This window comes from Streptomyces palmae, assembly GCF_004684805.1.
Taxonomy (GTDB): domain Bacteria; phylum Actinomycetota; class Actinomycetes; order Streptomycetales; family Streptomycetaceae; genus Streptomyces; species Streptomyces palmae.
In genome coordinates this window covers 1-8,277 of sequence record NZ_SRID01000310.1, presented here as the reverse complement: position 1 = coordinate 8,277, position 8,277 = coordinate 1, and the positions used below count along the sequence as shown (strand labels likewise).

The following is an 8,277-nucleotide window of genomic DNA, read 5'->3' as shown; positions in this document are numbered from 1 at the left end:
GGGCGGGCCGGGTGGCCGACGGCACCCCGCCGCACCCAGCCGTGATCACCGTAGGGTGGCTCCGTATCCGTCCCCGTCCAGTTCGGAGCAGAGCGATGACCTCTTCCCAGGAGTCCCAGGGATCCCACCAGTCCCAGGAATCCCAGGAGTCCCAGGGCGCTCGGGGCCCCGCCGAGCCGGTGGCAGGCGCCCTCCCCGGCTCCTCCGGCTTTCCCGGTACCGGTCGCCGGGTGCTGGTCAGCGGCGCCTCCCGAGGGGTGGGCCGGGCGATCGCCCAGGCGTTCGCGGCCCAGGGCGACCGGGTGGCGGTGCACTACGGCTCCCGCCGGGACGAGGCCGAGGCCACCTTCGCCTCACTGGACGGCACCGGCCACGCGCTGCTGGGCGCCGACCTGTCCGATCCGCAGGCCACCGCCAGGCTCGCGGAGGCGGCGGCGGAAGCCCTCGGCGGCATCGACGTACTGGTCAACAACGCCGCCGCGGCGGCCCCCGCGCACCCGCCGGCGAACACCTCCTACGAGGAGTGGACGGCGGTCTGGCAGCGGCAGGTGTCCGTCAATCTGCTGGCCACCGCCAACCTCAGCCACCTCGCCGCGCAGCGCATGATCGCGCAGGGCACCGGTGGACGGATCGTCAACATCGGCTCCCGCGGCGCCTTCCGCGGCGAACCCGCCCACCCCGCCTACGGCGCGACCAAGGCGGCCGTGCACGCCCTGGGCCAGTCGCTGGCGGTGGCCCTGGCCCCGCACGGGATCGCGGTGACCTCGGTGGCCCCGGGCTTCATCGACACCGACCGGGTGGCGCACCGGCTGGACGGCGCGGAGGGGGAGGGCATCCGCGCCCAGAGCCCCTTCGGGCGGGTCGCCGAGCCGGCGGAGGTGGCGGCGGCGGTGCTCTGGCTCGCCTCCCCGCAGGCCCAGTGGAGCTCGGGCACCGTACTCGACCTCAACGGCGCCTCCTACCTGCGCACCTGACACGGGGTACCCGACGGGAACGGCACCGGTGTGGGGGAGGGGTGGTCAAGCCATCCAGAAGAAGACCGCCGTCATCCGCTTCTCCTCCAGAGTGCTGCCCCAGTACCCCGTGGCGCTGTGCATCAGGTTGGCCGAGTACAGCAGCAGCCGGTTGAAGCGGTGCGGAACCTGTACGTCCTCGATGAAGGAGTTCGGCGGAACGAACCGCGTGCCCAGTGCATCGACCAGGTTGTTGTGCGGGGCGGCGACCGTGTTTCCGCCCAGCGTTCCGCCGGGAAGTCGCTGCCGGTAGAAACTGGTGCCGCACCCCTTGGGAACCCCCGGATTGAGATAGAGCACCGCCGCGTAACGGCAGAGATTCCGGGAATCGGTGTGGGGCCGCGGTTCGCATTCGCCTTTTCCGACGACCTGCACGCAGTTGTGGTTGAGCGTGCCGCCGCCCGGGGCCTTCTGGACCCATAGGTCCCCGGCACCGGTCGCCTTTTTCACCAGCCGTTCCACCCTGGCGAGCTCGGCGGGCAGCAGACCTGGCATGGTGCGCAGGCCAGGCCAGCTCTCCCGGGCGTACGGGTATCCCTTGGTCCACTCCTCGGTGGCCAGGCAACGGGCCCGGACCGCCACCGCGTCGGGCAGTACATCGTCGAATACCCAGTAATCGCGGCCCTGTGTCGGCTTTCTGTAAGGCAGGACGGGGAGCGGGTTATGGGCGCCGGGGGTATTCGCGCGGGGGAGAGGGAGCATGCGGCAGACCATACGTACGCTTCGGCCACCGCTGTCCTCTGCGGCGGTCAACCTTCCGTCAACTCGAAGGCGCCCGGGATCCGGGGTGAATCCGGGCATTCCCCGGTGTGCCGCGAACGCTGTTTCTGGAGCGGGTAAACACGAAACCAAAGCACGGTACGGAGTTCGCCGGGCAAGGCCAATGTCCGGCAACGTCGCGGCAGGTGGGGCGGAGAGGCCGGGCGGGGCCCGGTCCGGTCGGACACTGTCCGGCGGGCATACCGGTGAGCCGCACGGAGGTGCGGCCGGCTGAGGGGCACAGCGCCTGACGGGAACTTTATGTAGTCGTTCGGTTACTCTACGCTGGTGGTGATCGGTGCGTCACGCAGGCGGTCGGCGGCGGCGCGGGTGTCCTGGCTCGCGCTGGTGCTGCTCGTCCTGGTGCATGTCGTGGGCTGTGCGCACGGGCCGCTGTCCGGCGGCCTCGGGCGGGTGGACTCCCTCGCGCCCGCCGCCGCGTCCGCCGCGGCGCAGGCGGCACCGACACCAGAGCACGCGGTGGAACGGCCCGGTTCGTGCGGCCATCACCACGCGCCCCACCTGTGCGCCGGGGTCGACGAGCCGGTGCTGGCGCAGACCGGCTGGGACAAGGGGCCACTGCCGCAGCCGGCCCTGCCGGCGGTCGGCGGGGTTCCGGTGGCGGCGCCGGGGCGGGCTCCGCCGGACCAGGAGCAGGAGTCGTCGCGGTCCGGTGCGAGACGGCAGGCGGCACTGCAGGTCTGGCGGAACTGACGGGACTCGCCGCCCCGTCCCCACGGCTCGTGCCGCGGGGCCGGAGTGCGGAGAGCCGTCTCGTGTTCCCCTCGATCCTGTACACCGCCGTCGCCGGCCGCCATGCCGTGGACGGCGGTGGGAGAGCCGTCATCGATGCAGCGCAACCACCCGTCAGCCGTCCTCGACCCCACCGATCCCACCGACCTCACCGATCCCGCCGACGCCACCGATCCCCCGTCGGTCTGTCCCGCCCAGTTGCTCGCCGCCTCGGCGCGATCCGCCGCCACGCCCGCCGCCCTGGTCGGGGACACCCCCGTGCTGTGGGTGGGCCAGCCCTTCACCTCCGCCGGGCGCGGGTTCTGGGCCAAGCTCGAAGGCCACAACCCCGGCGGCATCAAGGACCGCACCGCCCTGTACATGGTGGCCGCCGCCCGCGAGCGCGGGGCGCTGCCGCCCGGTGCCCGGATCGTGGAGTCCACCTCCGGCACCCTGGGCCTGGGCCTCGCCCTGGCCGGGATCGCCTACGGCCATCCCGTCTCGGTGGTCACCGACCCCGGACTGGAGCCCCAGGTCGCCGGGCTGCTGCGCGCCTACGGAGCCGAGGTGCACACCGTCAGGACCCCGCATCCGGAAGGGGGCTGGCAGCAGGCGCGCCGCGACAGGGTCGCCGAGCTGCTGGCCGCACACCCGGACGCGTGGTGTCCGGACCAGTACCACAACCCGGACAACGTGGCCGCCTACCGGCCCCTCGCCCGCGAGTTGGTCGCCCAGCTCGGCAGGATCGACACGCTGGTCGTCTCGGTCGGCACCGGCGGCCACTCCGCCGGCGTCGGCCGCGTACTGCGCGCCTTCTTCCCGACCCTGCGGGTGGTCGGGGTGGACACCTGCGCCTCGACCATCTTCGGGCAGCCCGCCGGCGCCCGGTTGATGCGCGGTCTGGGCTCCTCGATCCACCCCCGGAACGTCGCCTACGACCTGTTCGACGAGGTCCACTGGGTCGCTGCCCCCGAAGCCGTCTGGGCGGCCCGCGCACTGGCCCGCACCCGCTACGCCACCGGCGGGTGGAGCGTGGGCGCGGTGGCGCTGGTCGCCCGCTTCCTGGCCCGTACCTCGCCGGCCGAGGAGCGCATCGCCGCCGTCTTCCCCGACGGCCCGCACCGCTACGTCTCCACCGTCTTCGACGACGACTACTGCCGCGCCCACCAGCTGCTGGGCCGGCGGCCGGCCGACGATCCGGACGAGATCGCCCGACCGGACCAGGCGGTGGTCACCCGCTGGACCCGCTGCCGCACCGTCACCGACCCGCTGTCCGCCGCCCCGGACGCGGGAAGCCCCGACCTGGCCGGAGCGGTCCGGTGAGGAACGTCCTGACGCAGACCCGATCGTTCAGCCGCGCGGCCCAGCTGCTGATGGTCAACCAGTTCGCCATCAACCTGGCCTTCTACATGCTCATGCCCTACCTGGCCGCCCATCTCGCGGGCGACCTGGGCCTGGCGGCATGGACGGTCGGCCTGGTGCTCGGCGTCCGCAACCTCTCCCAGCAGGGCATGTTCCTGATCGGCGGCACGATCGCCGACCGCTTCGGCTACAAGGCCCCGATCCTGGCGGGCTGCCTGCTGCGCACCGTCGGGTTCGCACTGCTGGGCTGGGTGGACACCCTTCCGGCGCTGATCGCGGCCTCGGCGGCGACCGGGTTCGCCGGCGCCCTGTTCAACCCCGCGGTACGCGCCTACCTCGCCGCCGAGGCCGGCGGGCGGCGGGTGGACGCCTTCGCCACGTTCAACGTCTACTACCAGGCCGGGATGATGCTCGGACCGGTGGTCGGGCTGGCGCTGCTGGCCGCCGACTTCCGGGCGGTGTGCACCACGGCCGCGGTCATCTTCGCCGCCCTGAGCGTGCTCCAGGCGCGCTCCCTGCCCGCCCGCCGCGGCACCGGGCCGCACCCGTCCTCCGCCGGAGGCGGGGGAGTGCCATCGGTATGGGGGCAGTGGCGGCAGGTCGTCTCCAACCAGCCGTTCCTGCTGTTCTCCGCGGCGATGATCGGCTCCTGCGTACTGACCTTCCAGGTCTACCTGGTGCTGCCGCTGGCCGCCGACGCCGCCCTGGGCGCGGACGGCCGGAAGGCGACGAGCGGGCTGTTCGTGGTCTCCGCCGCGGTGGCGGTGGCCGGGCAGTTGCGGCTGACCGACTGGGCCAAGCGGCGCCTCACCCCCCACCAGGCGCTGGTGGCCGGCCTCGCCGCGATGGGCGCGGCCTTCCTGCCCCTGGCCGTCGCGCCCGCCCGGTCCGCGACCGGGAGCCTGGCGGCCCTGGTGGTGGCGGTCGCCGTACTGGCCGCCGCGGCGGCGGTGGTCTACCCGTTCGAGATGGACACCGTGGTCGCGCTGTCCGGGGACACGCTGGTCGCCACCCACTACGGCCTCTACAACACCGTCTCCGGCCTCGGCATCACCCTGGGCAACCTCGCCCTGGGCGCGCTCTGGGACGCCGCCCACGCCGAAGCCCCCTGGCTGGTGTGGACCGTGCTCGCCCTGATCGGGGCCGGGTGCGCGGGGGCGGTCGCCGTACTCGCCCGCGGCGGACACCTGGACAGTCCCGTCACCCAGCCCGCCACCGCCTGACCACCCGCCGGCTCCCCGGGTCCCGGCCCCCGGCCGACGCCCCGGGGACTCGGGGACTCGGGAGCCGGTACGGCGCCGGCTCCCGAGCCGGGGCCGAGGACAGTAGCTGACACTGCGTCAGAAAATCTCTCCGGCAGCCTTCCCGGCCCCAGGCCGATCGGCTATACATGGGCCATCGGCTAGAACGCGTTCTAGACGTGGCGCGCCGAAGGCCGACCGAGCAGACCCCGGCACGGCCGACGGTGCGGACGGACGGGCCGGGGTCCTTCCGTACCGGACCCCTGGCCAAGGAGCGCCGCCCCATGCCCATCGATGCCGACAAGGCCCTCTCCGCCGAACCCCGCAGCACCGAGATCGCCTGGGACCCCAAGGACGTCCAGCTCTACCACCTCGGCATCGGCGCCGGAACCACCCCGCCGGAGTGGCCGGCGGGCAGCAGCGCCGCCACCGACCCCGGGGAACTCCGCTACACCCTGGAGAGCAGGCTGCACACCCTGCCCAGCTTCGCCACCGTCGCCGGATCCGGCTCCCCCTTCACCCAGCGGAACCGGGAGGCCGAAGGCGGCGGGGCGACGGCGGGGGGCCTCAGCGCACCCGGCATCGAGGTCGACCTCGCCGCCGTCCTGCACGGCGGCCAGTCCATCACACTGCACCGCCCCATCCCGGTCCACGGCACCGCCACCCAGACCACCCGGATCGCCGCCGTGTACGACAAGGGCAAGGCCGCGGTGATCGTGCTGCGCAGCGAGGCCGCCGACGCCGACGGGCCGCTGTGGACCAGCGACACCCGGATCTTCGTCAAGGGCGAGGGCGGCTTCGGCGGCGAACGCGGCCCCTCCCACCGGCTGGAGCTCCCCGACCGGGCCCCCGACCACACCCTGCTGCGCCCCGTCCGGGAGGACCAGGCCCTGCTCTACCGCCTCTCCGGAGACCGGAACCCGCTGCACGCCGACCCGGAGTTCGCCGCGCTCGCCGGCTTCGACCGCCCGATCCTGCACGGCCTGTGCTCCTACGGCATCACCCTCAAGGCGCTGGTGGACACCCTGCTGAACGGCGAGGTGGCCCGGGTGCGGACGTACTCCACCCGCTTCGCCGGGGTCGTCTTCCCCGGCGAGACGCTGCGCGTCCGCGCCTGGCGGCAGCGGGGCCGGATCCAGGCCGCCGTCACCGCGGTGGAGCGCGAGGACGCCCCGGTCCTGGCCGACACCGTGGTGGAGCACCACTGACCCCGAGCGCCCCGCGTCCCGCACACCATGAGGCGCCCGGCGCCCCGTACGCCCCGGGGACACCCCGCGCCCCGCATGCCATGGGCACCCCCGCACCCGAGAGGAGCCGCACCGTGCGCGCAGCCGTACTGCACGAGACAGGTCAGACCAGACTGGACGTCCTGGACGGCGTCGAAGCGGTGGGGCTCGGGCCGGGCAGGGTCAGGCTGCGGATGCGGGCCACCGGACTGTGCCACTCGGACGTGTCCGCGATGACCGGGGTGCTGCCGCAGCCCGCCCCGTTCGTCCCGGGCCACGAGGGCGCCGGCGAGGTCCTGGAGGTCGGCGACGGGGTCGCCGGACTGGCCGCCGGCGACCGGGTGCTGGTCTGCTGGCTGCCGGCCTGCGGCAACTGCCCGTCCTGCGCCCGCGGGCAGACCCAGCTGTGCCTGACCGGGTTCCTCAACGCCGGCACCCCCAACTTCGCCCGCCCCGGCGGCAGTCCCGAGCACCTCTTCGGTTTCGCCGGCACCGGCACCTTCGCCGAGGAGGTGGTGGTGGACGCCGGCTGCGCGGTACCCATCCCCGACGACCTGCCCTACGACATCGCCGCACTGATCGGCTGCGGGGTCACCACCGGCCTGGGCGCGGTCCTCAACACCGCCCGGGTGGCGGCCGGCAGTTCGGTGGCGGTGATCGGCTGCGGCGGGGTCGGCATCAGCACCGTCCAGGGCGCCCGAGCGGTGGGTGCCGCGCAGATCGTGGCGGTCGACCCGGTGGAGTCCCGGCGCGAGGCGGCGCTGCGCTTCGGCGCCTCCGAGGCGGTCGCCCCGGAGGCGCTGGCCGACGCCCGCGACCGGATCACCGGCGGCGAGGGCTTCGACTACGTCTTCGAGGTCGTCGGCACCGCGGCCACCGCCCGGGCCGCCTATGACGCCACCCGGCGCGGCGGCACCCTGTGCGTGGTCGGCGCGGGCGCGCTGGACGACTTCCTGAAGCTCAGCATGTTCGAGCTGTTCTTCGACGAGAAGCGCATCCTGCCCTCGCTGTACGGCGGCGGGGACGTACGCCGCTCCTACCAGCGCACCATCGCCCTGTGGCGGGCCGGCCGGATCGACCTGGCGGGCCTGATCACCCACCGGGTCCGGCTCAGCGAGATCAACGACGCGATCGACCAGATGCGCACCGGCGCGGGCCTGCGCACCTGTGTCGAGATCTGACCCGAACCCGCATCCTCCGAGGGGCCGCTATGCCGATACTGGACGGGAAGACCGCGATCGTCACCGGCGCCGGGCGCGGCCTCGGTCGCGCCGAGGCACGGGAACTGGCCCGGCTGGGCGCCCATGTCATCGTCAACGACTACGGGCAGCCCGGCCGCGACGGCACCGGCGCCCCCTCCGCCGCGCCGGCCGAGGAGGTCGCGGCCGAGATCCGGGCCGAGGGCGGCAGCGCCACCGCCCACCTGGGCGACGTGGCCGACTTCGCACAGGCGCGGGAGCTGGTGCGGCTGGCCGTGGACGGCCACGGCTCGCTGGACATCCTGGTCAACAACGCGGGGATCCTGCGCGACCGGATGGTGTTCTCGATGTCCGAGGAAGAGTGGGACGCGGTGGTACGGGTCCATCTCAAGGGCCACTTCAACACCACCCGGTTCGCCGCCGCGCACTGGCGGGAGCGCGCCAAGGCGTCCGGCGCTCCGGTGTACGGCCGGATCGTCAACACCTCCTCCGAGGCGTTCCTGGCCGGCTCGCCGGGACAGCCCAACTACGCGGCGGCCAAGGGCGGCGTCGTGGGACTCACCACCTCCACCGCCGCGGCCCTCGCCCGGTACGGGGTGACCGCCAACGCGATCTGCCCGCGCGCCCGCACCCGGATGACCGAGGACGTCTTCGGCCGGTTCCCGCGCGACGGGGCGGGCCCGGCGGGTACGGGGGACGAGGCGGACGCGGCGGGTACCTGTCTCTTATAAACATCTCCGAGCCC

Annotated in this window: 7 protein-coding genes and 1 pseudogene; 7 read left to right on the top strand and 1 reads right to left on the bottom strand. The window is 73.8% G+C overall.

Annotated features, from left to right (window positions below):
- Positions 1-95: 95 nt before the first annotated feature.
- Positions 96-974, top strand: coding sequence for an SDR family NAD(P)-dependent oxidoreductase (locus tag E4099_RS24915; protein ID WP_135341357.1), 879 nt, complete (start codon positions 96-98; stop codon positions 972-974).
- 45 nt (positions 975-1,019) lie between these two features.
- On the opposite strand, the gene E4099_RS24910 is transcribed toward E4099_RS24915, so the two are convergent.
- The gene (locus E4099_RS24910; RefSeq protein ID WP_135341356.1) at positions 1,020-1,715 is read right to left on the bottom strand and encodes a DUF6445 family protein; all 696 of its coding nucleotides are present in this window, start codon (positions 1,713-1,715) and stop codon (positions 1,020-1,022) included.
- Positions 1,716-2,060: 345 nt separating this feature from the next.
- On the opposite strand from E4099_RS24910, the gene E4099_RS24905 reads away from it, so the two are divergent.
- From E4099_RS24905 to E4099_RS24880, 6 genes and pseudogenes are all read left to right on the top strand, one after another.
- Complete coding sequence (locus E4099_RS24905) at positions 2,061-2,486, top strand: hypothetical protein (RefSeq protein ID WP_135341355.1); 426 nt, start codon at positions 2,061-2,063, stop codon at positions 2,484-2,486.
- 135 nt (positions 2,487-2,621) lie between these two features.
- Positions 2,622-3,827 (top strand): PLP-dependent cysteine synthase family protein, encoded by a 1,206-nt coding sequence (locus tag E4099_RS24900; protein WP_135341354.1) that lies wholly within the window; start codon positions 2,622-2,624, stop codon positions 3,825-3,827.
- Entirely contained in the window at positions 3,824-5,089 is a 1,266-nt protein-coding gene (locus tag E4099_RS24895) for an MFS transporter (RefSeq protein ID WP_209446721.1), read from the top strand. Before E4099_RS24900 ends, E4099_RS24895 begins: the two co-directional genes overlap by 4 nt.
- 302 nt (positions 5,090-5,391) lie before the next feature.
- Complete coding sequence (locus tag E4099_RS24890) at positions 5,392-6,315, top strand: MaoC/PaaZ C-terminal domain-containing protein (protein ID WP_135341353.1); 924 nt, start codon at positions 5,392-5,394, stop codon at positions 6,313-6,315.
- 113 nt (positions 6,316-6,428) lie between these two features.
- Positions 6,429-7,514: a Zn-dependent alcohol dehydrogenase gene (locus tag E4099_RS24885; RefSeq protein WP_135341352.1), complete on the top strand. Its 1,086-nt coding sequence runs from the start codon at positions 6,429-6,431 to the stop codon at positions 7,512-7,514.
- Positions 7,515-7,543: 29 nt separating this feature from the next.
- Positions 7,544-8,206 (top strand): annotated as a pseudogene (locus E4099_RS24880) (SDR family NAD(P)-dependent oxidoreductase); the annotation flags it as partial.
- Between the last annotated feature and the right edge of the window lie 71 nt (positions 8,207-8,277).